This window comes from Knoellia sp. 3-2P3, assembly GCF_029223115.1.
Taxonomy (GTDB): domain Bacteria; phylum Actinomycetota; class Actinomycetes; order Actinomycetales; family Dermatophilaceae; genus Pedococcus_A.
Window position 1 is genome coordinate 68,993 of record NZ_JARGZE010000008.1, and the last position, 22,374, is coordinate 91,366.

Genomic DNA, 22,374 nt, shown 5'->3' on the forward strand with positions numbered 1-22,374 from the left:
CGCCCATATTGCTTTACGTTTACGTCAACGTCAAGCACGGCCCCGGCCACACCCCCGGCCGCCACGACCGACAGCCACCCCCATCAACAGAAGCGGGAACGACGATGTTCGAGCTGAGCAAGGACCACGAGGACTTCCGCAAGGTCGTCCGGGAGTTCGCCGAGGCAGAGGTCGAGCCCCACATCGCGAAGTGGGACCGCGACCACCACTTCCCCTCCGACCTGGTGCCGAAGATGGGCGAGCTGGGCCTGTTCGGCCTGGTCGTGCCGGAGGAGTTCGGCGGCATGGGCGAGGACGGCGACTTCACCTCGCTCTGCGTCGCCATCGAGGAGCTCGGTCGCGTCGACCAGTCGATCGGCATCACGCTGTCGGCCGGTGTCGGCCTCGGCATCAACCCGATCCTCACCTACGGCAGCCAGGAGCAGAAGGAGCGCTTCCTGCCCGACCTCGTGGCCGGCCGCGCGCTCGCCGGCTTCGGCCTCACCGAGCCCGACGCGGGCTCCGACGCCGGTGCCACCCGCACCAAGGCGGTCCGTGACGGCGACGAGTGGGTCATCAACGGCGCCAAGGCATTCATCACCAACTCCGGCACCGACATCACCTCGGTCGTCACCGTCACCGCCCGCACGGGCACCAACGACGACGGCTCGGCCCAGATCAGCGCGATCATGGTCCCCAACGGCACCCCCGGGTTCACCGTCGAGCCGGCCTACGACAAGCTCGGCTGGCACGCCTCCGACACCCACGGCCTGACCTTCGAGAACTGCCGCGTCCCCGCGGGCAACCTGCTCGGCCAGGAGGGCAACGGCTTCAAGCAGTTCCTCAAGACCCTCGACGACGGCCGGATCGCGATCTCGGCCCTCGCGGTCGGCATGAGCCAGCGGATGCTCGAGGAGACCACCGAGTACGCCAAGACCCGCAAGGCGTTCGGCAAGCCGATCGGCGTCAACCAGGGCGTCTCGTTCCAGATCGCCGACCTCGCCGTCATGGTTGAGGCCTCGCGCCAGCTCACCTACAAGGCCGCCTGGCTCAAGGACGAGCTCGAGCACGGCCGCCGCTCGGTGACCGAGGTCAAGCAGGCCGCCGCGATCTGCAAGCTCTACTCCACCGAGGCCGCGGTCACCGCGACCCGCATCGCCACGCAGGTCTTCGGCGGCAACGGGTTCATGGAGGAGTACCCCGTGGCGCGCTTCTACCGCGACGCCAAGATCCTCGAGATCGGCGAGGGCACCTCCGAGGTGCAGCGCATGGTCATCGCCCGCAACCTCGGCCTCCCCACCGCGTGAGCGCCGAGGTGCGAGAGGGTATGCCGGTGACCTCCTCGAGCTCCAAGCCCCCGTTCGCCACCGGTCCGGACTCCGGCGCGGACGCCAAGGTGACGGACGTCCGCGAGCGGCTCGCCGCGGCATACCGGGCGTCGGCGACGCCGCCGGAGAAGGCGAAGGCGAAGCTCGACTCCCAGAACAAGCTGTTCGTGCGCGACCGGATCGCCCTGCTGTTCGACGAGGGCTCCTTCGTCGAGGACGGCCGCTACGCCAACGCGATGGCCGACGGCCTTCCCGCCGACGGCGTCGTCACCGGGCGCGGGACCGTCGACGGCAGGCCCGCGATCGTCGTCGCCAACGACCCGACCGTGAAGGCCGGCTCGTGGGGCGCGCGCACCGTGGAGAAGATCGTGCGGGCCACCGAGATGGCGCTGCGCGAGGAGCTGCCGGTCTTCTGGTTCGTCGACTCCGCGGGTGCGCGGATCACCGACCAGGTGGACCTCTTCCCGGGCCGCCGCGGTGCGGGCCGCATCTTCCACAACCAGGTGGCGCTGTCGGGCAAGGTGCCGCAGATCTGCTGCCTCTTCGGGCCGAGCGCCGCCGGTGGTGCCTACATCCCGTCGTTCACCGACATCGTCATCATGGTGGAGGGCAACGCGTCGATGTATCTCGGCAGCCCCCGCATGGCGGAGATGGTGGTGGGGGAGAAGGTCTCGCTGGAGGAGATGGGCGGCGCGCGGATGCACTGCACCGTCTCCGGCGTCGGTGACCTGCTCGCGGGCGACGACACCGAGGCCATCGAGCTGGCCAAGCTCTACTTCTCGTACCTGCCGCAGAACTGGCACTCAGAGCTGCCGTCCTACCACCCTGAGGAGCCGGCGCAGCCGCTGACGCGGCACACCGTCCCGGAGCGCGAGAGCCAGCCCTTCGACATCCACGAGGTCATCGACGGGCTCCTCGACGACGACTCGTTCTTCGAGATCAAACCGCTGTTCGCCGCCGAGCTCGTCATCGGCCTCGGTCGCATGGCGGGCGAGACGGTCGGCATCGTCGCCAACAACTCGTCGGTCAAGGGTGGGGTGCTCTTCACCGACAGCGCCGACAAGGCAGCCCGGTTCATCTGGCTGTGCGACGCCTTCTCGATCCCGATCATCTACCTGGCCGACGTGCCCGGTTTCATGATCGGGTCGGAGGTCGAGCGCGGCGGCATCATCCGCCACGGCGCCAAGATGGTGTCGGCCGTCTCGTCGGCGACCGTGCCGCAGTTCTGCGTCATCGTCCGCAAGGCCTACGGCGCCGGGCTCTACGCCATGGGCGGCCCGGGGTTCGCGCCCGACGCGACCATCGCGCTCCCGACCGCACGGATCGCCGTCATGGGGCCCGAGGCCGCCGTGAACGCGGTCTACGCCAACAAGATCGCGGCGGTCGAGGCCGAGCAGGGTGCCGAGGCCCGCGACGCCTTCGTGCAGGAGAAGCGGCGCGAGTACGAGGAGGACGTCGACCTCGAGCGGCTCGCCTCCGACCTGGTGCTCGACGAGATCATCGAGGCCGACGCCCTGCGTGCGGAGCTGCTGCTGCGGCTGCGCTACGCCAGCGCCCGCGACCGGCACTTCGCGACCAAGCGCCGCGACGTCCCGCCCGTCTGAGCCGCTCCTCTCGGCGGCCCGTCAGGAGCGGCGGCGGGGGAGCACCCCGCGCCAGAACATGACGTGGCCGCCGGCGAGGAAGGGTGCGGCGACGAGGCCGGCTCGGCGCAGCCGCGCCGCCGTGGTCGGGCGCGCCGATCCCGGCTCGGGGCGAGCCGCCGCGTCCACTGCCGCGAAGCCCAGGCCGACCAGGGCGGTGAGTATGCCGGCGCGCCGCCTGTCGCCGAGACGGCGGCTCACGTGGGGATCCCCGGTGCGCGCAGGGTGCGCCAGGCGATGCCCACCTCGGCGAGGAGCTCGCGCAGCAGCGGAAGGCTGAGGCCCACGACGTTGCTGGGGTCGCCCTCGATGCCGGCGACGAAGGGCGCCCCCAGCCCGTCGAGGGTGAACGAGCCGGCGACGCGGAGCGGCTCGCCGGTCTCGACGTAGGCGCGGATCTCGTCGTCGTCGATGGCGGCGAAGTGCACCGTCGTGGAGGCCGTGGCGCCCAAGGTGGCGCCGGTGCCGTCGTCCTCACGGGTGTCGATGACCCAGTGGCCCGTGTGGAGCACGCCCGTGCGGCCCCGCATGCGCTGCCAGCGGGCGACGGCCTCCTCGGCGTTCGCCGGCTTGCCGTGGCCGTCGCCGTCGAGCTCGAGGATCGAGTCGCACCCGACGACGAGCGCGTCGTCGATCTGGGAGGCAACGTCCTCGGCCTTGGCGCGCGCGAGGACGAGGGCGAGGTCCTCCGGGGCGAGGGGACCGTAGGTCTGCTCGGCGGCCGCCGTCGCGGCATCCTCGTCCACGCCGCTGACCATGATGCTCGGCTCGATACCGGCAGCGTGCAGGAGCCGCTTGCGGGCAGGCGACGCCGAGGCGAGGACGACGTGGACCGGGTACGGGTGCTCGCTCATGGCGGCGAGCCTATCGACGCTGCCGGGTCAGGCCTTCTCGCCGGTGCCCTCCTCGGGCTCCTCCGGGGCCGCCGCGGGTGCCGGCTTCGCGGCCTTCTTCTGCGGCTTCTTCTCCGCCTCCTTCTCCGGGCGGTGGAGCTCGTCGAACATCTCGGCGCCGAGGTAGCGCCGCATGGCGGCCTCGACCCGGTTCTCGCCCTCGCGCGGCGGCCGGTTGCCCACGGACTCGCGGGCCTCGTGCCGGGCTCGTTCGCTGTTGACGTCACTCATGGCTGGCCACCTCCCGACCATCGCCCTTCCCACAGAGGGAAGACCTGGTCTCAGGCTGTCACCGGGGCGGGGCGGGCACACGGGTCTTCAGTCCCCTCTGCGCACGTGTACGCCGGCGCGTCGGTGCCGAGACCAGGCCAGGTGAGCCAGGCGCTGGGGGTCGGCACGCCGGGTCGCCGTTGGCGGTGCGATCAGCCCTTCCCAAAGCCCGGGTGGTTCCGGTCATGCGAGACGTCGTGTACAACTCGGGGATGAGCGCCCGACACTGGCCGCGCTGGTCCGAGCTGGCACCGCTGCTCCGGCCGCGCGCCGTGTCCCTCGACCGCACCGAGCGGCGGCTGGCCAGCGCAGCGTCGATCCTCGACCTGCGACTGCTGGCCCGGCGCCGCGCGCCACGAGCCGTGTTCGACTACACCGACGGTGCTGCCGGCGAGGAGATCAGCCTGCGCCGTTCCCGACAGGCGTATGCCCGGGTGGAGTTCCAACCGCACGTGCTCCAGGACGTGTCGGCCGTGGACACGTCCACGACGATCCTCGGGCGCCCGGCTGCCTCGCCCCTGGCGTTCGCCCCCACCGGGTTCACCCGGATGATGCACACCGAGGGGGAGCCGGCCGTCGCGCGCGTGGCGGCCCGCGCCGGCATCCCCTATGCGCTCTCGACCCTGGGCACGACCTCCATCGAACGGCTCGCGGCCGCCGCCCCGGAGGGGCGCCGATGGTTCCAGCTGTATCTGTGGCGCGACCGTGCGCCGGCTCGTGACTTCGTCGCGCGGGCCCGGGAGTCGGGCTTCGAGGCCCTCATCCTCACGGTGGACACACCGGTGGCCGGGCCGCGGCTGCGCGACGTCCGCAACGGCCTGACCCTCCCGCCGTCGCTGTCGGTGCGGACCCTCGCGGAGGGCGCGCTACACCCGCGGTGGTGGTTCGACCTCATGACCACCGACCCCCTCGAGTTCGCCTCGCTCAACCGGTTCGAGGGAACGGTGGCCGACCTCGTGGGGCGGATGTTCGACCCCGCCCTGGCCATGGCCGACCTGTCATGGCTGCGGTCCGCCTGGGACGGGCCGCTCGTCGTCAAGGGCATCCAGACGGTCGCCGACGCCCGCGCGGTCGTCGCGGCCGGCGCCGACGCAGTGATCGTCTCCAACCACGGGGGACGCCAGCTCGACCGCGCACCCACACCCTTGGAGGTGCTGCCAGAGGTGGTGGACGCAGTCGGGGACCGAGCCGAGGTCTACGTCGACGGGGGAATCCTGTCCGGCGCCGACGTCGTCGCCGCCGTCGCATGCGGCGCTCGCGCGGCCTTCGTGGGCCGGGCCTACCTCTACGGGCTCATGGCCGGTGGAGAGCAGGGGGTGCAGCGAGCTGCCGACATCCTGCAGGACGACGTGGCCCGCACCCTTGCGCTGCTGGGTGTGACCCGGGTATCCGACCTCAGACGCGACCATGTACGGCTCCGCGGGGCCTGAGGTACGTTCCGACAATGAAGGTGACGGAGTACACGCCCACCCGTGAGGAGTACGCCTACACCTTCGGAGGCGTCGCCCCGGTGATGCGGGTCGTCCCGGGAACGGCTCTGCGGCTCTGGTCCGACGACGCCTTCGGCGGTGCGCTGCGCAGCGTGGACGATCTGTCCAGCGCCAGGGTGGACCTGCGGTTCGTCAACCCGCAGACCGGACCGTTCTACGTCGAGGGTGCCGAGCCCGGCGACACCCTCGTGCTCCACCTCGTCGCCTTGGAGCCGGCTCGAGACTGGGGCGCCTCGGCCGCCATACCGTTCTTCGGAGGTATGACGAGCACCGACCGCGTCGTCACTCTGCAGGAACCCTTGCCGGACACCACCTGGATCTACGAGCTCGACCGGGACCGAAACACTGTCGCCTTCGCGGCGCGGCACAGCGACCACCGCATCGAGCTGCCGGTGGAGCCGATGCTCGGAACCGTGGGTGTGGCCCCCGCCGGTGGCGAGGTGCGCTCCTCCCTGGTGCCGGACCGCTTCGGCGGCAACATGGACACCCCGCAGATGAAGGCCGGCTCGACAGTGTTCCTGGGTGTCAACGTCGAGGGCGCGATGTTCTCCGTCGGCGACGGCCACTACCGGCAGGGAGAGGGTGAGGCCTGCGGCACGGCCGTCGAGGGCGCGATGACCAGCACCTTGGTTGTCGAGCTCATCAAGGGTGGTGCACCCGGGTGGCCGAGGATCGAGGACGACACGCACTGGATGGCGGTCGGCTCCAGTCGGCCGATGGAGGACTCCTGGCGGATCGCGAACGCCGAGCTCGTGCGCTGGGTCAGCAGCCTGTACGGCCTGCACCCGATGGACTCCTACCAGCTCTGTTCGCAGATCGCGCAGGTGCCGGTCGCCAACGTCGTCGACGCCAACTACAGCGTCGTGGTCAAGGCAGCCAAGGCGCTGCTTCCGGCCGCGGACGCGTTCGGCGGCATCCACGCCGAACTGCGCGCCCGGGCTCGCTCGCTCGGCACTCCCTGAACCACCCGGCGACGGCGGGTCGCCCCCGACGAAAGGCCAGCCCATGGACCTGCAGCTCAGCGGCAAATGCGTCCTCGTCACCGGTGGGACGCGTGGCATCGGTCGGGCGATCGTCGAGGCCTTCCTCGACGAGGGTGCTGTCGTCGGGTTCTGCGCGCGAGACGCCGGGGAGGTCACCTCGACGGAGGACGCCCTGCGGGGCCGGGGGAGCGTCTCCGGCACAGTGGTCGACGTCGGTGACGGTGAGGCGCTCACGGCGTGGGTGGAGCAGTCGGCTGAGGCGTTCGGAGGGCTCGACGTGGTGGTCGCCAACGTCAGTGCCATCGCGATCCCCGACACCGAGGAGAACTGGCAGCTCAGCCTGAACGTCGATCTCATGCACACCGTCCGGCTCGTTCGTGCATCCGTGCCGTATCTCGAACGCAGTGACGCAGCCTCGATCATCGCCATCTCCAGCGTGTCCGGCCGCGAGTCGGACTTCGCCTCCGGGCCCTACGGGACGGCCAAGACCGCGATCGTCGGCTACATCCACGGACTTGCGATGCAGCTGGCCGCGAGGGGGATCCGTGCCAACACGGTCTCGCCCGGGAACACGTACTTCGAGGGTGGGGTCTGGGCCACCATCGAGGCCAGCAACCCTGAGCTGTTCCAGATGGCGGTCGGGCTCAACCCGACCGGGCACATGGGCGCTCCGGAGGAGATCGCGGCACCCGTGGTGTTCCTGGCCAGCCCACGGGCGTCCCGGATCAGTGGCACGAACCTCGTGGTGGATGGGGCGCTGACGCGGGGCATCCAGCTGTAGTGCTCGCCCCTGGGGCAGCCCGACCGCTGCTCCCCGACACGTTCCGATCAGCCCAGGACCTCGTCGACGTAGCACCAGCGCCAGTGCTCGCCCGGCTCGAAGCTGCGGATCACGGGGTGGCCGGTCTCCTTGAAGTGCCGCTCGGCGTGCCGGCCCACCGAGGAGTCGCAGCATCCGACGTTGCCGCAGGCGAGGCAGAGGCGCAGGTGCACCGGCACCAGGCCCTCGCGCTCGCAGTCCGGGCAGCCCTGTGGGGTGAGCGGCTGGACCGGACGGCGGTAGCGCTCGAGGTGCCGGCACGCGGCCGCCAGCGACTCCGGCGCGTGGAGGGGGATGTCGCGGACGGCCTCGGCCCGGTCCTCGAGCCGCTCGAGCACCGACTCCTCGATGTCGAGCTGGGCCATGACCGTGCTGAGCACCTGGTGGTCGGCCTCGCCGGCGTCCCGCAGGCGCAGCAGCTCGGCCCGCTCTGCCGCCAGGGTCAGGAGACGGGCCCGCCGGTAGGCCTCGCTCGGCGTTTCCTGCTCGTCCGGGCGAGCGCGCCCGAGGCGCTCCCAGGCGGCCGTCGTGCGGTCCTCCGCGCGCTGGCGCAGCCGGGCAGCCGTGTCACGGTCGATCTCGGGGACGGCGTCGAGTGCCCGCAGCCCCGCGGCCACCGCCTGCTGGAGCAGGGTGGCCTCGGCGAGGGCGTCCTCACGGCGGTCGGGCCCGCGCACGCCGAGGCGCCTGGCCAGCCACGGCAGCGTGGTGCCCTGCACGAGCAGGGTGCCGACCGTGACGACCATCGCGATGAAGACGAGCACGTCGCGGTGCGGCGTCTGCGGGGGCAGGACCAGCGCCGCAGCGAGCGTGACCACCCCGCGCATGGCGGCCCACGACAGCACGGCCGTGTGCGACCACGGCGCCGGGTCGCCGGTGCTGGCGCCGAGCCGGGGGGCCACCCAGAACAGCGGGAAGACCCAGACCGGCCGAAGCAACATCACGGTCAGCAGGACCGCCACGCTGGTGCCGACGATGAGGCCGAGGCCGAGGTCTGAGGCAGCGACGCCCGAGACGACGCGGCGCATCTGCAGGCCGATCATGAGGAAGACGGCGTTCTCGAGCAGGAACTGGATCGTCGCCCAGTTGATGCGCTCGCTGGTGCGGGAGGCCGCGCTCTGCAGGATGGGCGAGCGGTGGCTGAGCAGCAGTCCGGCCACCACCACGGCGAGCACCCCGGACGCGTGCAGCGCCTCGGCGGGCAGGTAGGCGAGGAACGGAGTCATGAACGACAGCGAGGTGTCGATGACGGGGTCGTCGACGAGACGTCGCACCGCGCCCACCACGACCGCGGCTGCGAGCCCGAGGGCGACGCCTCCGGCCACCGCCCACGCGAAGTCGAGGGTCACGGAGCCGAGGCTGACGGCCGCGGTCGCCGTGAACGCGGCGATGGCAGTGCGCAGCGCGACCAGGGCGGTGGCGTCGTTGACCAGTGACTCGCCCTCGAGGATGGTGACCAGTCGCCGGGGCAGCCCGATCCGGCGCGCCACCGCGGTCGCCGCCACGGCGTCGGGTGGGGCGACGACGGCGCCCAGGGCGAAGGCCACAGCGAACGGCACCGGCAGCAGCCACCAGACGACGACGCCGACCCCGAGGGCCGTGAAGAGCACCAGCCCCACCGAGAGCGACCCGATGACCCCCTTGTTGTCACGGAAGTCCACCAACGACGTGCGGATGGCCGCGGCATACAGCAGGGGCGGCAGCAGGCCGACCAGCACCACCTCGGAGCTGAGCCGGGGTTCGGGGAGGAAGGGCAGGTAGGACCCGACGACGCCGGTGACGATCAGGACCAGGGGAGCGGAGACACCCACCCGGCGGGAGAGCCCCGCCACGGCCGTCACGGTGGCCACCACCGCGAGCAGCGTGAAGGCGAGGTCCACGGCCGACATTGTCGCAAACCCCGCGCTGCGGGGGGCCGGTCCCGGCCGCTGGTGACGAAGGACCCTAGAGGTGGGAGCGCGGCACGGGCGACGATCGGGGGGACTTCACACGGGTGGCGTCGCCGAGCCGGCCGCCACGGCAGGGAGGCATCTGTGACGACGGGCGACCGCGACCTGACCCCGCTGGCGCCGCTCGGCCTCGGGAGGCTGCGGGCAGGCCCCGTCCGTCAGCGCCGACCCGTCTACGTGGACCTCCTTCCGCCGTGCAATGCCGGCTGTCCCGCCGGCGAGGACATCCAGGGCTGGCTCGCCCGTGTCCGCGAAGGAGACCACGAGGGCGCCTGGCGGCTGCTCACCCGTGACAACCCGTTCCCCGCGGTCCACGGCCGGGTCTGCTACCACCCGTGCGAGCGCGTCTGCAACCGGGCCGAGCTCGACGACGCGATCTCGATCCACGGGGTCGAGCGCTTCCTCGGCGACCTCGCCATCGAACGCGGCTGGCAGCTCGAGCGGCCGCAGCAGAGGTCGGGTCGGCGGGTGCTCGTGGTCGGCGCCGGGCCGAGCGGGCTGTCGGCGGCCTACCACCTCGCCCGGCTCGGGCACGAGGTCGTCGTGCGTGACAGCGGTGCGGCCCCCGGCGGCATGATGCGGTACGGCATCCCCGCCTACCGGCTGCCGCGGGACGTCCTCGACGCCGAGATCGCCCGCATCGCCGCCCTGGGGGTCCTCTTCGAGCAGGAGCACCGGGTCTCGAGCCTGGCCGAGGAGGTGCGCGACGGCGGCTTCGACGCGGTCTTCGTGGCGGTGGGTGCCCACCTGTCCAAGCGGGTCGACATCCCCAACGAGGACGCCGGGCGGGTCATCGACGCGGTCGCGTTCCTCCGGGGGGTCGAGTCGGGCGAGCAGGGGCCGATGACCGGACGCGTCGCGGTCTACGGCGGCGGCAACACGGCGATGGACGCAGCCCGGGTCGCGCGCCGGCTGGGGGCCGAGGACACGGTGGTCGTCTACCGGCGGACGCGCGCGCAGATGCCGGCCCACGAGGAGGAGGCCTGCGACGCCGAGGCGGAGGGCATCCGGATCAACTGGCTGCGCACGATCAGCTCGATGAACGAGCACGCGCTGACCGTCGAGGTGCAGGAGCTCGACGAGCGCGGGCGTCCGCACGGCACCGGCCGGTTCGAGAGGCTCGCGGCCGACACGGTGATCCTCGCGCTGGGCCAGGAGAGCGACACCGGCTTCCTGCACGAGCTCCCGGACGTGGAGTTCGACGGCGACACCGTGAGGGTGGACCCCGTCACGCTGATGACGGGTGCCGCAGGGGTGTTCGCCGGTGGCGACGCCGTGCCGAGCGAGCGCACGGTGACCGTCGGGGTCGGCCACGGGAAGAGGGCGGCTCGCAGCATCGACGCGTGGCTGCGGGGGCAGGAGCTCACCCCGGCGGCCAAGCACCCGTTGGCGGACTTCGGCGCCCTCAACCTCTGGTACTTCGGCGACCACACCCGCCGGGAGCAGCATGAGCTCGACCCGCAGGAGCGGGTCCACGCCTTCGTGGAGGTGACCGAGGGACTCTCGCCCGACGAGGTCGCCTTCGAGGCCGGCCGCTGCCTGTCCTGTGGCAACTGCTTCGAGTGCGACGGCTGCCTCGGTGCGTGCCCCGAGGACGCGGTCATCAAGCTCGGCAAGGGACACCGCTACCGGTTCGACTACACCGCGTGCACGGGGTGTGGCACCTGTTACCGCCAGTGCCCGGTCCACGCGATCGAGATGGTGGCCGAGGGCAGCGCGGAGGGGAGCTGACATGCGCGTGACGGTCGACGGCAACGAGGCCACCGTGAGCGTGGCCTACCGGTTGAACGAGCTGTGCGCGATCTACCCGATCACCCCGTCTTCCCCGATGGCCGAGCTCGCCGACGAGTGGGCCTCCCGCGACCGCCCCAACGTCTGGGGCTCGGTGCCCATGGTCATGGAGATGCAGAGCGAGGGCGGGGCGGCGGGGGCCCTGCACGGCGCCCTGCAGGGTGGAGCGTTGAGCACCACGTTCACCGCGTCGCAGGGTCTGCTGCTCATGGTCCCCAACATGTACAAGATCGCGGGTGAGCTCACCTCCACCGTCTTCCATGTCGCTGCGAGATCTCTTGCCGCGCAAGGACTTTCGATCTTCGGTGACCACTCCGACGTCATGGCCGTGAGGCAGACCGGCTTCGCCCTGCTGTCGTCGGCCTCGGTGCAGGAGGCGCACGACCTCGCGCTGGTGGCCCAGGCCGCGACGCTGCGCTCGCGGGTGCCCTTCGTGCACTTCTTCGACGGCTTCCGCACCTCGCACGAGCTCAACACCATCGAGCTGCTCGGTGACGACGTGCTGCGTGCCCTGGTGCCGGAGGACCTCGTGCGCCGGCACCGGTCGAGGGCACTGACCCCCGAGCGGCCGTTCATCCGCGGCACGGCCCAGAACCCCGACGTCTACTTCCAGGCCCGCGAGACGGTGAACCCCTACTACGCGCGCACCCCCGCCATCGTGCAGGCCGCCATGGACGAGCTCGCCGAGCACTGCGGCCGGGCCTACCGGCTGGTGGAGTATGCCGGGCACCCCGAGGCCGAGCGCGTGGTCGTGGCCATGGGCTCCGGCGCCCAGACCGCCCGCGAGACGGTGGCCCACCTCGTCGAGTCAGGGGAGCGGGTCGGCGTCGTCCAAGTCCGCCTCTACCGGCCCTTCCCGGCCGCTGAGCTCGTCGCAGCACTGCCGCCGACCGTGTCGCGGGTGGCCGTCCTCGACCGCACCAAGGAGCCGGGCGCCGGGGGCGAGCCGCTCTTCCTCGACGTCGTGGCCGCACTCACCGAGGCGAGCCAGCGCGGCGACGGGGGACGCCTGCCCCTGGTGGTCGGCGGACGCTACGGCCTGTCGTCCAAGGAGTTCACCCCGGGCATGGTGGCCGGGGTGTTCGAGGAGCTGGGCCGGCCGGACCCCCGCGCGCGGTTCACGGTCGGCATCGTCGACGACGTCAGCGGCAGCAGCCTCACCTACGACCCCGACCTCGACATCGAGGACCCGGCGACGGTGCGGGCGGTCTTCTTCGGCCTCGGCTCCGACGGCACGGTCGGGGCCAACAAGAACACCATCAAGATCCTCGGCGCGGACCCGGCGATCTACGCGCAGGGCTACTTCGTCTACGACTCGAAGAAGTCCGGCGGCCAGACCGTCTCGCACCTGCGGTTCGGCCCCCACCCCGTGCGCGCGCCCTACCTCGTGCACCGGGCAGGCTTCGTCGGCTGCCACCACCTCGGCCTGCTCGAGAAGGTCGACGTGCTGGCTCGGGCCGCCGACGGCGCGACCCTGCTCCTGAACGCCCCCCAGCCGCCCGAGCGGGTGTGGGACGCCCTTCCGCGCACGGTGCAGCAGCAGGTGATCGCCAAGGGACTGCGGCTGTTCGCCATCGACGCCGACAAGGTGGCCCGCGACTGCGGCCTGCCGGGGCGGACCAACACGGTGCTCCAGACCTGCTTCTTCGCGATCTCCGGCGTGCTGCCCCGCGAGCGCGCCATCGAGCAGGTCAAGGGCGCCATCCGCAGGACGTACTGGAAGCGGGGGAGCGAGGTCGTCCGGCGCAACGAGGAGGCGGTGGACGCGGCTGTGGCCGCCCTGAACGAGGTGACGGTGCCCGCCGCGACGACCTCGGTCCGTGAGCCCTTGCCCCCGGTGCCCCCGACCGCCCCGGCCTTCGTGCGCGAGGTGACGGCGGCCATGATGGCCGGGCGCGGTGACGAGCTGCCGGTGAGCGCGCTCCCGGTGGACGGCACCTTCCCCAGCGGCACCACGGCATACGAGAAGCGCCGCATTTCGGACCTCGTCGCCGAGTGGGACCCGTCCACCTGCATCCAGTGCGGCACGTGCAGCTTCGTGTGCCCGCACAGCGTGATCCGCTCGAAGTACTTCGACGAGGGCGAGCTCGCCGACGCCCCAACGGGTTTCAGGAGCATGCCGCTCGACGCGGTCGGCCTGCCGACGACCCGTTACGCGCTGCAGGTCTACGTCGAGGACTGCACCGGCTGCGGGCTGTGCGTCGAGGCCTGCCCGGTGAGCCCCGTGACCGACGCCAGCCGCAAGGCCATCAACCTCGCGCCGGCGGACGAGCAGGTCGAGCGCGAGCAGCCCAACATCGCGTTCTTCGAGACGCTGCCCACGGCCGACCGCTCGCGCGTCGACTTCGGCACGGTGCGTGGCACCCAGTTCCTCCAACCGCTCTTCGAGTTCTCCGGCGCGTGCGCGGGCTGCGGGGAGACGCCGTACCTGAAGCTGCTGACCCAGCTGTTCGGCGAGCGGCTCACCGTCGCGAACGCCACCGGGTGCTCCTCCATCTACGGCGGCAACCTGCCGACGACGCCGTGGACGAAGAACGCCGAGGGGCGCGGCCCGGCCTGGTCGAACTCGCTCTTCGAGGACAACGCCGAGTTCGGCCTCGGCCTGCGCCTGGCCGCCGACCTGCACACGAGGCTGGCGCGCGAGCGGCTCACCGAGCTGCGGGGGGAGGTCGGGAGCGAGCTGGCCGACGCGATCCTCGACGCGCCCCAGGTGCGAGAGTTCGAGCTGGCCGGGCAGCGCGAGCGGGTCGCCGAGCTGAACCGTCGGCTGAGCTCGCTGGAGGGGCCGGCCGTCGAGGACCTGCGCAGCGTCTCCGACCACCTGCTGCGCCGCAGCGTGTGGATCGTGGGGGGCGACGGGTGGGCCTACGACATCGGCTCCGGGGGGCTCGACCACGTGCTGGCCAGCGGGCGCGACGTGAACGTCCTCGTCCTCGACACCGAGGTCTACTCCAACACCGGCGGCCAGTCGTCCAAGGCGACGCCGCTCGGCGCCGTCGCCAAGTTCGCCGCTGCGGGGAAGACGATGGCGAAGAAGGACCTCGCCCTCCAGGCGATCGCCTACGGCAACGTCTACGTCGCCCGTGTCGCCATGGGCGCCGACGCGCAGCAGACCCTCACCGCCTTCCGGGAGGCCGAGGCCTTCGACGGGCCGTCGCTGATCATCGCCTACAGCCACTGCATCGCCCACGGCATCGAGATGAAGGACGGCCTCGACCAGCAGTACCGGGCCGTCGCGAGCGGCCACTGGCCGCTGGTGCGCTACGACCCCGTGGCCCGCGCGGGCGGTCGCAACCCGTTCATGCTCGACTCGCCGCGGCCGCGGATCCCGCTGGAGGACTACATCTACCGAGAGCTGCGCTACCGCATGCTGCGCAACGCCGACCCGGTGGAGGCGGAGCGGCTGCTCGCCCTGGCGCAGGAGGCGGTCGACCAGCGCTGGGCCACCTACGAGGAGATGGCGACGCGCAGCGCCAGCCAGTTCACCGCCGACGCGCGAAGGAGCTCGTGATGGACCTCTCGACCACCTACCTGGGCCTGCCCCTCGCCAACCCCATCGTTGCGTCGGCGTCGCCGATGACGCGCAGTGTCAACGGCGTTCGCAAGCTCGCTGCTGCAGGCATCGGCGCCGTCGTGCTGCCGTCCCTGTTCGAGGAGCAGCTGCGCAAGGAGCAGGAGCGCGACGAGGAGCTCGTCGAGGGACGCGCTGACGCGTTCAGCGAGGCACTGACGTTCTTCCCGACCGGCTACAGCGGCCTGCCGGGCCGTCCGCAGCGCTACCTCGACCTCGTCGAGCGGTCCGCGGGCGTCGTGGACGTGCCGGTGATCGCCAGCCTCAACGGCAGCACGCCCGGGGGGTGGGAGGACTTCGCCAGGTCGCTGCAGGACGCCGGCGCGGCCGCCATCGAGATCAACGTCTACTTCGTGCCCGGCGACCCGCACATCACCGGGCGAGAGGTCGAGGAGACACACCTCGCGATCCTGCGCCGGGTGCGGTCCGTCGTGTCCATCCCGGTCGCCGTGAAGCTGAGCCCCCACTTCAGCTCGCCCGGAGAGGTGGCGCTGCGGCTCGACCAGGCCGGTGCCGACGGCCTGGTGCTGTTCAACCGCTTCCAGCAGCCCGACATCGACGTGGAGACCCTGGCCGTCCAGCCGTTCGCGGGGTTGTCGCGGCCCGACGACGCCCGGCTGGCGCGCACCTGGATCGCGATCCTGCGCCGCCACGTCGCCGGCTCCCTCGCCGCGACCACGGGGGTGGACCAGTGGGACGACGTCGTGAAGTACCTGCTGTCCGGCGCCGACGCCGTCATGACCGCCTCCGCCCTGATGCGCCACGGCGTCGAGCACGTCAGGGCCCTGCTCGACGGGCTCACGCAGTGGATGTCGCGCAAGGGCTTCACCACGCTGGAGGAGGTGCGCGGACTGCTCGCCGTGCCGGCGGGGGTGGATCCCACGGCCTATGAGCGGGCGGGCTACGTCAGCGCGCTGGAACGGGCCCGGAGCACGTACGGCGACCTGCGGTTGGTCGCGCCCGCCTGATCCCGCGCGCCTGGCCTCGCGCGCCCCTGACACCCGGCGCGGGCGCCCCGGGAGGTCAAGGGATGGTCAAAATGTCCGGTATGCCGTGTCCTGGGGCCGGGAGCCTCGTTGGGCAGTGCGCGGGTGGACCTCACCTGCGCATGACCGACGACCCCCGAAAGGCTCAACCATGCGACCTCGTGCACTCACCGGTGCCGCCGCCGCAGGGGCGCTCGCCCTGGCCGGCGTCCTGTCCACGGCACCCACCGCCCTGGCGGCCACCAACGACCCGCTCTACGGGAAGCTCTGGGGCCTGCAGCAGGTGAAGGCCGAGCAGGCCTGGGCCAGCAGCACGGGCACCGGCACCGTGGTGGCCGTGGTCGACACCGGCATCGACTTCTCCCAGCCCGACCTGCAGGGCCAGATCCTCCAGGGCGCCACCTTCACCGGCTGCGACAAGGGCCAGCGCCCCTGCGGCAACGGTGACTTCCGCGGCCCCGACGGCCAGAACAACGCCGACGAGCACGGCACCCACGTCGCCGGCACCATCGCGGCCGTGCGTGGCAACGGTGTCGGCGTGGTCGGCGTGGCGCCCTCGACCAAGATCCTCCCGGTCAAGGTGCTCGAGGACGGCTCGGGCTCCGGCGAGGACATCGGCGACGGCATCCGCTGGGCCGCCGACCACGGCGCCGACGTCATCAACCTCTCGCTCGGCTCGATCCCCGGCGGCCAGGCGTTCGCGATCACCGGGCTCGACTCCGCCATGCAGGAGGCCATCGCCTACGCCCGCTCCAAGGGTGTGCTCACCGTCGCTGCAGCGGGCAACAGCTCGACCGCCCTGTGCAACGACCCGGCCTTCACCAGTGAGGGCATCTGCGTGGGCGCCACCGACCGCAACGGCCTGCACTCGTGGTACTCCGAGCTGCCGAACAAGACCGACTTCAAGTCCGTCTCGGCACCCGGCGGCGCCGGCCTGACCAGCTGCGACGACGACATCTGGTCGACCGTCCCGAAGGGCACCGGCTCCTCGGCGTGCGGCCAGGCCGACTACGACGCCTACGCCGGCACCTCGATGGCCACCCCGCACGTCGCCGGTGTCGCCGCGCTGCTCTACGCCCAGGGCCGCACGGTCGACCAGGTCGAGGAAGCCCTGCTCGGCACCGCGGTCACGCCGGGCACCGGCAGCCGAGGCACCTGGACGCCTGCCTACGGCTACGGCGTCGTCGACGCGCAGGCAGCGGTCGGCAGCTGATCAGCAGCCTGCTGCGGGACGTCCAGCAGGGGGCGTCCCGCAGCAGGTACTCGTCCCCGTCGAGGGGGGTCCCGTCATGACCCGTCAGGTCCCACGCGTCCTGCTGCCGGCGCTGCTCGCCGCAGCAGCGGTGGTCGGCACCCTCGGCCCTGCAGCGGCTGGCCCTGCGACCGCCGCCCCGCTGGCTGTCGGCGTGACCGACGATGGCCCACCCGCGACGAGCGACGACCGGCCCGCGTTCTACGAGCCCCCGGCGACGGTGCCCGCCGAGCCAGGCGTCGTGTTGCGCGCGGAGCCGATGGACTTCTTCCTCGACCCGGCGCGCGCGGTGAGGGCACCGGCCCGTGCGACGCGGGTGATGTACACCTCGACCGACCGGACGGGCCAGCCCATCGCGGTGACCGGCAGCGTGCTCGTGCCCTCCTCGCCATGGCAGGGCCCGGGCAGCCGTCCCCTGGTCACCTTCGCCGTGGGCACCCAGGGCCTCGCCGACCGCTGCGCCCCCTCGCGCCAGCTTTCCGCGGGCAGCGAGTACGAGGGTGGGTTCCTCTCGGGCCTGCTCAACCGCGGGTATGCCGTGGCCGTCACCGACTATGAGGGCCTCGGCACCCCGGGTGTCCACACCTACATGACCCGGCGCTCGCAGGCCGCCGCCGTGCTCGACATCGTGCGGGCGGCCCGCAGGCTGCCGGACGCCGGTGTGCCGGCGGAGGGGCCGGCGGCCGTGGTCGGCTACTCGCAGGGTGGCGGTGCGGCGGCAGCGGCCGCCGAGCTGGCGCCCACGTATGCCGGCGAGCTCGCCCTCGTCGGCGCCGTCGCGGGAGCCGTTCCCGCGGACCTCGCCGGCGTGGGGGAGTCGCTCGACGGCGGTCCCTACGCCTCCTTCGCGCTCTACGCGGTCGCCGGCCTCGCCACGGCATACGACGTCGACCTCGACGCGCTCCTCAACGAGGAGGGGCTGCAGCGCGTGCGGAGGGTCGGGGGGGAGTGCGTGGGCGACTCGCTGCCGAACGACGCGTTCGTCCGCTCCACGTCGCTCACCCGCGACGGTCGACCGCTGGCCGCCTACTTCGACGAGGAGCCGTGGCGTGCGATCCTCGGCGACAACGTGATCGGGAAGCGTCGACCAGCGGTGCCGGTGCTGCTCACCCACTCCCTGGCCGACGACGTCATCCCGTATGCCGTGGGGCTCGACCTCGCGCGGCGCTGGTGCGGGCTCGGGGTCAGCGTGCGGTTCTCGACGACCGCCGTGCCGACGCACGTGGGTGGGGTCGTGCCGAACTTCGCCGAGGAGTACGCGTTCCTCGAGGCCCGCCTGGCGGGGGTGCCTGCCACGTCGACCTGCGGACTGCTCTGACTGGCGTGTGGCTTGTCCCGGGTGGGCTCGCGCCAGGCAGCACAATGGCGCCATGAGCAGCACCCCCAACGCCGAGGTACCCGCCCACGTCGTCCTCGTCCCCGGCTTCTGGCTCGGTGCCTGGGCCTGGGACGACGTCGTCACCCACCTGCGCGAGCGCGGTGTGACGGCCCTCGCCCTCACCCTGCCGGGCCTCGAGCCCGACCATCCCGATCGCGGCTCCGTGCGTCTGGAGGACCACGTCGCCGCGATCGAGGCCGCGCTCGCCCTCGCTCCGCAGGGCGCCCGCACGGTGCTGGTCGCGCACAGCGGTGCAGCCGTCCCCGCAACCGTCGCCCTGGACCGGCACGTGGACGAGGTCGACCACGTCGTCTGGGTCGACACTGCCCCGGTCGTGGACGGCTATGCCATCGACCCTGAGGTGAGGGGCAGCGAGCACCCGCTCTCAGCCCAGTACGACGAGGAGCTCGCGCAGGGATCGATGGCGGGGCTGAGCGAGGAGCAGCTGGCCACCTTCCGTGCGCGTGCCGTGCCGCAACCCGCCGCCTCCCTCCGCGACGCCGTGAGGCTCTCCGACGAGCGTCGTCTCGACGTGCCGGGCACCATCGTGTGCACCGCGTTCCCGGCTGCCGAGTACCGCTCCTACGCCGAGCAGGGGATGCCGTTCCTGGCCGGCGTCCTCCAACACAGGCGGCTGGAGCTTGTCGACCTGCCGACCGGTCACTGGCCGATGTGGAGCCGGCCGGCCGAGCTGGCCGACATCATTGCCCAGGCAGCAGGGGCAGAGGCGTGACGGCCTGGGAGCTCACCGGGTGGGGCGGCATCGTCGGATGGGGTTGCGACTCCGCCGAGGTGCTGGCCCCGATGGTGGCCGAGCTGGCCGGCGAGTAGCCCGTCCAGCCACGGGAGCCGACGTGGATGGGCTTGCCCCCACCGTGCTGCCTCAGTGCCAGACCACGATCCCGTCGAGGACCACCGTCTTCGATGAGGTCGTCCGGACCACCACAGTGCCGGTGCGGGTGACTGACTGAAGAGGCAGCCAGCGGATCTGGCGGTAGGAGGTCGTGGCGGAGTACAGGCTGACGCGGCCGAGCCGGATTCCCGCGTGGTAGACGTCCACGGCGCCGCAGGTCGGGCAGGTGGTCGCCACAATCGCGAGGCGACGAGCCTGCACCGAGGTGCGGGTGAGGTACCGCCCGCTGGCGGCGGCGCGCGAGTAGGTGCCGTAGGCGTGCGCGCTGCTCACACCTCTGGTCCATCCTGCCGAGGCGGTGAGGGCCCGGTCGTCGAGCGTCACGGAGGTGCAGCGCTCACCGCTCCAGGCACCGGTGTTGCCTGCCGTGTCACGCGCGCGGACGCTGAAGCAGTAGTGCCGCCCGGCCGTCAGCGTGGTCGTCAGGCTGGTGCCCTTCAGGGCACGCCACGAGGTGGGATAGCTGAGCGCCCCGAACTTCCCCTTGACCGGTGCGCTGCGGTAGCGGACCTCGATGGAGCTGAGGCCTGAGCCGCCGCTGTCCTTGGCCGTCCACCCAAGCTTGAGCGTGGTGCTGGTGAGGGCTGAGGGCAGCGCGCCGAGCGCGACGGTGGGTGCCTGGGTGTCGACAGACCACGTCCGTTGGGCGACCGCGGAGACCTGCCCGCTCGGGTCGGTGACGCGCGCTGCGACCGTGTGTTGTCCCGCGGTGAGACCGGTGAGCTTCCACGTCGCGGTGCAGGACGACCATGCGCCTGCGTCCAGCCGGCACTCCCGCCGGAGCCCGCCGGGGGCGTCGTCGGGGTCGGTCGCGCCTATGGACAGACTGGCGGTCGAGGCGGTCCACGCCGCACCGGTCACACTGCCGGCCGGCGCGGCGGAGAGCGGGACCAGCCACGACACCGAGGAGCCCCCGGGCAGGCTCCGCACCAGTGCCGGGCGGGCCCCGCGGAGGTCGAACAGCTGCGTGGTCGGAGTCTCGCCGTAGGGCGCCCCGGTGACGGCGAGCCATGCTCCGGTGGGGTCCCAGGAGAGGTCGGTGGCACCGGGGTGGACTCCGACGAGGGTGGACGTGCCCCCGCTGAGACCCATGATGCGGATCTCTCCCGAGCCGCCCCAGCCGGTGAGGGCGTAGGCGAGCCGCCCGGTGCGGGACACGGCGACCGCGGCAGCGCCCTTCGTTCCCGGGACCGCTGTCCGGGTGCCTGTCCTGGGGTCGACCCGCACCACCCCGGCCCCGGAGTCCTCCGTGGCGACCAGCGCGGCGCCGTCCGGAGTCCAGATCGGGTCGGACAGCCCCACGGAGTTCGGCACCGCCGTGGGGTCTCCCGCGGCGGTGGGGACCGTGATCAGCGAGGAGGGCCTGGTCTGCGCTCCGGTGTAGCCGCGGCGCAGCAACACCACCTTCGACCCGTCCGGGCTGACGTCGGGTTCCCCATCGGCGAAGGTCGGGTCGTACGTCAGGCTGCGCAGCACGGTTCCGGTGGGACCGAGGAGCTTCACGTACCCGCTGTAGGGCCCCTCGCTGACCGCGATCGAGGTGCGGGTCGGCGACGTGGCGATCCCATCGGTCGACGTCGCACGGGTGCCCAGGGTGCCACCGTTGGTGACGCCACCGTCTGCGTCGTGGGCACGCACGCCGGTGGGGGTGGTGACCAGCAGCCACCGCGAGGCGATGGTGAGGGGGATCGGCTCGGAGGCGACCTCGCGCCCATCGGTCGTCAGCAGGACCAGCCTCAGTGCGTGCGTGCCGGTGCTCGGCGCGCTCAGCGAGGTGGCCGTGAGGTAGCCCTCGGTGCGGGTCTGCAGGACGACTGGAGTGCCGCCGGCCACGTCCTCGACGCGCCAGCCGGCGATGAGGCGGGAGTCCAACGTCCGGGGCGCCGTCCAGGACAGGTTCACCCGCCCGGGCGAGCTGGACCCCGTCAGGGCCTGCGGCCCGGAGTGGGCCGGTGGCTGCTGTCCGACCACCGCGCCCAGCTCCCACTCGCCGACATCGGTCGAGAGGCTGAGGACGCCGTTGCCCTCGGGTGACGCGGCCGGGCCTGCCGCATAGCCGACGGTCACGGTGCACACGGCTCCCGGCTCCAGCGTCAGGCCCTCACAGGTCGAGCCCAGCACGGTCAGTGGCGCGGACGTGGACAGTGCGGCGTCCACGAGCCGGGCGGTTCCCAGCACCACAGGCTCGCTGCCGGAGTTGGTCACGTCGACGTCCGTGGTGGTCGACTGCTCCGGAGCTGCGGTCATCACCGACAGCCGCGGCGCGGTCAGCACCCGAGTCGGATCGGGGGTGTGCCAGCGCAGCTCGGCGCGCAGCCGGTGCCCGTTCTCGCAGTCGAGGGTCGCATCCACGCTGATCGACGCGTAGAAGCCGTCCATGGACGCCGCAGCCCGGGAGACCGTCGCGGTGCCGCCGGGTGCCGACCCTCCGGCCCCGCTGCCGCAGAAGTCTCCTGCCATCGCCCGCAGCTGCAGCTGACCCTCTCCGTCACCGACGGCGTACGTGCCGTCCTGCACGTGTCGAGGCAGCACCAGCGCCTGACGCCAGGAGCCGGCGGAGAAGGAGACGCCGTTGTCCCACGCCTGGGTCAGGGCCGGCGTGCTCGTGGAGTTCGCGACCACCGTGGAGCGCTCGGTCTCGTCACCTCCGGCCGCCTCGTCCCAGACCAGCGTGAGCGAAACGCGGTCCGGGTCGTAGGGCCCGTCCCAGACCGGCACCCGCGCCGTGGCGGGCGACGACTCGGCGCTGTCCCCCGCGGTGTTGCGGGCAGTGACGGTGTAGGTGACGTCGAGGTCGACGGGGGCGCCGCGGTCGACGTAGCTCCCCCAGCTGGAGGTCGTGGAGGTGCTGACGACCCAGTCGGCGTCATGTCCACTCGCCCGCCGATGAACGACATACGAGGTCGGTGTGCCGCCCGTCTGCGTGGACCCGCGCGTCCAGCTGAGCATCACTCCGTCGACGCCAACCACCGTGCGCAGGCCCCACGGGGCCTCCGGAGCCACGGTGGCAGCCGAGGAAGCGGCTGCCCCAGTGAGCATGGCGGCCATGGTCATCACTGCAGCAACGAGGAAGCTCAGCGGGTTGCGCTGCCGTGCCGTCAAAGTGTCTCCGGTGCTTCCTGCGGCAA

At 72.2% G+C, this 22,374-nt stretch carries 16 protein-coding genes; 11 read left to right on the forward strand and 5 right to left on the reverse strand.

The window, feature by feature from the left end:
• Positions 1–104: 104 nt before the first annotated feature.
• Together P0Y31_RS18355 and P0Y31_RS18360 are read left to right on the forward strand one after the other, a co-directional pair.
• Complete coding sequence (locus tag P0Y31_RS18355; protein WP_275872082.1) at positions 105–1,286, forward strand: acyl-CoA dehydrogenase family protein; 1,182 nt, start codon at positions 105–107, stop codon at positions 1,284–1,286.
• Positions 1,287–1,306: 20 nt separating this feature from the next.
• Entirely contained in the window at positions 1,307–2,911 is a 1,605-nt protein-coding gene (locus tag P0Y31_RS18360) for an acyl-CoA carboxylase subunit beta (protein ID WP_275872084.1), read from the forward strand.
• A 21-nt stretch (positions 2,912–2,932) separates the two neighbouring features.
• On the opposite strand, the gene P0Y31_RS18365 is transcribed toward P0Y31_RS18360, so the two are convergent.
• From P0Y31_RS18365 to P0Y31_RS18375, 3 genes are read right to left on the reverse strand one after another with little or no spacing between them, the layout of a single operon-like run.
• Positions 2,933–3,151, reverse strand: coding sequence for a hypothetical protein (locus tag P0Y31_RS18365; protein WP_275872087.1), 219 nt, complete (start codon positions 3,149–3,151; stop codon positions 2,933–2,935).
• On the reverse strand, positions 3,148–3,804 hold the full coding sequence (locus P0Y31_RS18370) for a nucleoside triphosphate pyrophosphatase (protein ID WP_275872089.1): 657 nt from the start codon (positions 3,802–3,804) through the stop codon (positions 3,148–3,150). The genes P0Y31_RS18365 and P0Y31_RS18370 overlap by 4 nt, the downstream gene beginning before the upstream one ends.
• Before the next feature lie 27 nt (positions 3,805–3,831).
• A complete protein-coding gene (locus tag P0Y31_RS18375) occupies positions 3,832–4,074 on the reverse strand; it encodes a hypothetical protein (RefSeq protein WP_275872092.1) in 243 nt (80 codons plus the stop codon).
• Positions 4,075–4,298: 224 nt separating this feature from the next.
• Here P0Y31_RS18375 and P0Y31_RS18380 point away from each other — a divergent pair, with 224 nt between their 5' ends.
• From P0Y31_RS18380 to P0Y31_RS18390, 3 genes are read left to right on the forward strand one after another with little or no spacing between them, the layout of a single operon-like run.
• The gene (locus P0Y31_RS18380; protein ID WP_275872095.1) at positions 4,299–5,543 is read left to right on the forward strand and encodes an alpha-hydroxy acid oxidase; all 1,245 of its coding nucleotides are present in this window, start codon (positions 4,299–4,301) and stop codon (positions 5,541–5,543) included.
• Positions 5,544–5,557: 14 nt separating this feature from the next.
• Positions 5,558–6,565: an acetamidase/formamidase family protein gene (locus P0Y31_RS18385; protein WP_275872097.1), complete on the forward strand. Its 1,008-nt coding sequence runs from the start codon at positions 5,558–5,560 to the stop codon at positions 6,563–6,565.
• A 43-nt stretch (positions 6,566–6,608) separates the two neighbouring features.
• On the forward strand, positions 6,609–7,367 hold the full coding sequence (locus tag P0Y31_RS18390; protein WP_275872099.1) for an SDR family NAD(P)-dependent oxidoreductase: 759 nt from the start codon (positions 6,609–6,611) through the stop codon (positions 7,365–7,367).
• Positions 7,368–7,414: 47 nt separating this feature from the next.
• Here the strand turns inward: P0Y31_RS18390 and P0Y31_RS18395 are convergent, their stop codons facing one another.
• Positions 7,415–9,286 carry a Na+/H+ antiporter gene (locus tag P0Y31_RS18395; protein WP_275872100.1) on the reverse strand — a complete coding sequence of 624 codons (1,872 nt, stop codon included), beginning with the start codon at positions 9,284–9,286 and terminating at the stop codon, positions 7,415–7,417.
• 153 nt (positions 9,287–9,439) lie between these two features.
• Here P0Y31_RS18395 and P0Y31_RS18400 point away from each other — a divergent pair, with 153 nt between their 5' ends.
• The 6 genes from P0Y31_RS18400 to P0Y31_RS18425 all read left to right on the forward strand — a co-directional run bounded on the left by P0Y31_RS18400 (position 9,440) and on the right by P0Y31_RS18425 (position 19,066).
• Complete coding sequence (locus P0Y31_RS18400) at positions 9,440–11,086, forward strand: NAD(P)-binding protein (protein WP_275872102.1); 1,647 nt, start codon at positions 9,440–9,442, stop codon at positions 11,084–11,086.
• Between the two features lies 1 nt (position 11,087).
• Positions 11,088–14,657 carry a pyruvate:ferredoxin (flavodoxin) oxidoreductase gene (nifJ, locus tag P0Y31_RS18405; protein ID WP_275872104.1) on the forward strand — a complete coding sequence of 1,190 codons (3,570 nt, stop codon included), beginning with the start codon at positions 11,088–11,090 and terminating at the stop codon, positions 14,655–14,657.
• Complete coding sequence (locus tag P0Y31_RS18410; RefSeq protein WP_275872106.1) at positions 14,657–15,685, forward strand: dihydroorotate dehydrogenase-like protein; 1,029 nt, start codon at positions 14,657–14,659, stop codon at positions 15,683–15,685. The genes nifJ and P0Y31_RS18410 overlap by 1 nt, the downstream gene beginning before the upstream one ends.
• Positions 15,686–15,854: 169 nt before the next feature.
• Positions 15,855–16,916, forward strand: coding sequence for a S8 family serine peptidase (locus P0Y31_RS18415; RefSeq protein ID WP_275872108.1), 1,062 nt, complete (start codon positions 15,855–15,857; stop codon positions 16,914–16,916).
• Positions 16,917–16,992: 76 nt separating this feature from the next.
• A complete protein-coding gene (locus P0Y31_RS18420; protein ID WP_275872110.1) occupies positions 16,993–18,273 on the forward strand; it encodes a lipase family protein in 1,281 nt (426 codons plus the stop codon).
• Between the two features lie 52 nt (positions 18,274–18,325).
• Positions 18,326–19,066: an alpha/beta hydrolase gene (locus P0Y31_RS18425; protein WP_275872112.1), complete on the forward strand. Its 741-nt coding sequence runs from the start codon at positions 18,326–18,328 to the stop codon at positions 19,064–19,066.
• Between the two features lie 150 nt (positions 19,067–19,216).
• Here the strand turns inward: P0Y31_RS18425 and P0Y31_RS18430 are convergent, their stop codons facing one another.
• On the reverse strand, positions 19,217–22,285 hold the full coding sequence (locus P0Y31_RS18430) for a hypothetical protein (protein WP_275872114.1): 3,069 nt from the start codon (positions 22,283–22,285) through the stop codon (positions 19,217–19,219).
• Positions 22,286–22,374: the final 89 nt, after the last annotated feature.

Coding starts and splice junctions, on each gene's coding strand:
- P0Y31_RS18430 (WP_275872114.1), bottom strand. CDS start 22,285: ATGCTCACTGGGGCAGCCGCTTCCTCGGCTGCCACCGTGGCTCCGGAG.
- P0Y31_RS18410 (WP_275872106.1), top strand. CDS start 14,657: ATGGACCTCTCGACCACCTACCTGGGCCTGCCCCTCGCCAACCCCATC.
- P0Y31_RS18375 (WP_275872092.1), bottom strand. CDS start 4,074: ATGAGTGACGTCAACAGCGAACGAGCCCGGCACGAGGCCCGCGAGTCC.
- P0Y31_RS18425 (WP_275872112.1), top strand. CDS start 18,326: ATGAGCAGCACCCCCAACGCCGAGGTACCCGCCCACGTCGTCCTCGTC.
- P0Y31_RS18380 (WP_275872095.1), top strand. CDS start 4,299: ATGCGAGACGTCGTGTACAACTCGGGGATGAGCGCCCGACACTGGCCG.
- P0Y31_RS18415 (WP_275872108.1), top strand. CDS start 15,855: ATGCGACCTCGTGCACTCACCGGTGCCGCCGCCGCAGGGGCGCTCGCC.
- nifJ (WP_275872104.1), top strand. CDS start 11,088: ATGCGCGTGACGGTCGACGGCAACGAGGCCACCGTGAGCGTGGCCTAC.
- P0Y31_RS18390 (WP_275872099.1), top strand. CDS start 6,609: ATGGACCTGCAGCTCAGCGGCAAATGCGTCCTCGTCACCGGTGGGACG.
- P0Y31_RS18420 (WP_275872110.1), top strand. CDS start 16,993: ATGACCCGTCAGGTCCCACGCGTCCTGCTGCCGGCGCTGCTCGCCGCA.
- P0Y31_RS18370 (WP_275872089.1), bottom strand. CDS start 3,804: ATGAGCGAGCACCCGTACCCGGTCCACGTCGTCCTCGCCTCGGCGTCG.
- P0Y31_RS18385 (WP_275872097.1), top strand. CDS start 5,558: ATGAAGGTGACGGAGTACACGCCCACCCGTGAGGAGTACGCCTACACC.
- P0Y31_RS18360 (WP_275872084.1), top strand. CDS start 1,307: ATGCCGGTGACCTCCTCGAGCTCCAAGCCCCCGTTCGCCACCGGTCCG.
- P0Y31_RS18355 (WP_275872082.1), top strand. CDS start 105: ATGTTCGAGCTGAGCAAGGACCACGAGGACTTCCGCAAGGTCGTCCGG.